Source organism: Geobacillus sp. Manikaran-105 (genome assembly GCF_002809955.1).
Taxonomy (GTDB): Bacteria; Bacillota; Bacilli; order Bacillales; family Anoxybacillaceae; genus Geobacillus; species Geobacillus thermophilus.
This window is the reverse complement of the sequence record NZ_PIJG01000134.1, coordinates 1-1,200: the sequence shown is the minus strand read 5'-3', so window position 1 is coordinate 1,200 and position 1,200 is coordinate 1. Positions and strand designations below refer to the sequence as shown.

The 1,200-nt window shown below is 59.0% G+C and carries 1 protein-coding gene; it reads left to right on the top strand.

Going from position 1 to position 1,200, the window contains the following annotated elements:
• The coding region (locus CV945_RS16910; protein WP_232722320.1) for an IS110 family RNA-guided transposase at nucleotides 1-1,200 on the top strand (1,200 nt) is incomplete at both ends.

The following is a 1,200-nucleotide window of genomic DNA, read 5'->3' as shown; positions in this document are numbered from 1 at the left end:
AAACGAACCCACTACGCCTGCTTCGTGGATGACCGGGGGCGCGTGCTTCGCAAGTCGTTCCCGATCTTCCAGTCGAAAGAGGGGTTTCAACAGCTGTATGAAGCGATCCAGGAGGGGAGGAAAGCGTTCGGGAAGTCACAGGTGATCGTCGCCGTGGAGCCGACCGGGCACTACTGGTTGAACCTGGCCTACTTCCTCGAGGAGCACGGGATCCCGTTRGTCATGGTCAACCCGGCGCATGTGTGCCGGTCGAAAGAACTYGATGACAACCTGCCGACGAAACACGACGCCAAAGACGCCCTGGTCATCGCCAGACTGGCGAAAGACGGGCGATTCCTCGTCCCCCGACTGCTGCACGAGATCGAAGCGGATTTGCGCGTCGGGAGCACGCTCAAAGAGAAGCTCCGGAAGGAACAGGCGGCGGTGAAAAACGCGATCATCCGTTGGACGGATCGGTATTTTCCAGAGTTTTGGACCGTGTTTCGCGACCTGGGGAAAACAGCGCTGGCGGTGCTGGAGTGGACGCCGCTTCCGGCCGATATGGCGGATCGGACCGCCGAGGAGCTTCTGGAGGCGTACCGGCAAAGCGACGGGCTGAAATGCCCGCAGAAAGCGAAAATTCAGGCGTTGATCGACGCCGCCAAGGGCTCGATTGGGGTGACGGAAGGGACGACGATGGCCCGGTTTGAGATCGCCGCGCTCGTCCGCCAATACCGCCAGTTCGAGGCCGAAATCGCAGCGTTGGACGCCGAGTTGAAGGCATTGGTTCAAACAACGATGGAGTATCAATGGCTGAAAACGGTCGACGGGTTGGGAGATGCCACGATCATCGATCTGCTGGCGGAGATCGGCAGTTTTGCCCACTATCGGGATCCGCGTCAATTGGTGAAATTGGCGGGCCTGACGCTCAAGGAGAACTCCTCCGGCCAGCGCAAAGGGCAAAAGCACATCTCGAAGCGGGGACGGAAACGGCTGCGCTCGGTGCTGTTTCGGGCGATGATTCCGCTGATTCGGCATAACGAGGCGTTTCGCGAGCTGCATGAGTATTATACGACCCGATCCGTCAACCCGCTGACCGGAAAGCAGTCCATCGTCGCCTTGTGCCGGAAGCTGTTGAATGTGCTGTTTGCGATTTGTACGAAGAAACAAGCCTTTGACGCGGAGCGAATGAAACAGGACGTCTTGTCCCAGGTGCAACGG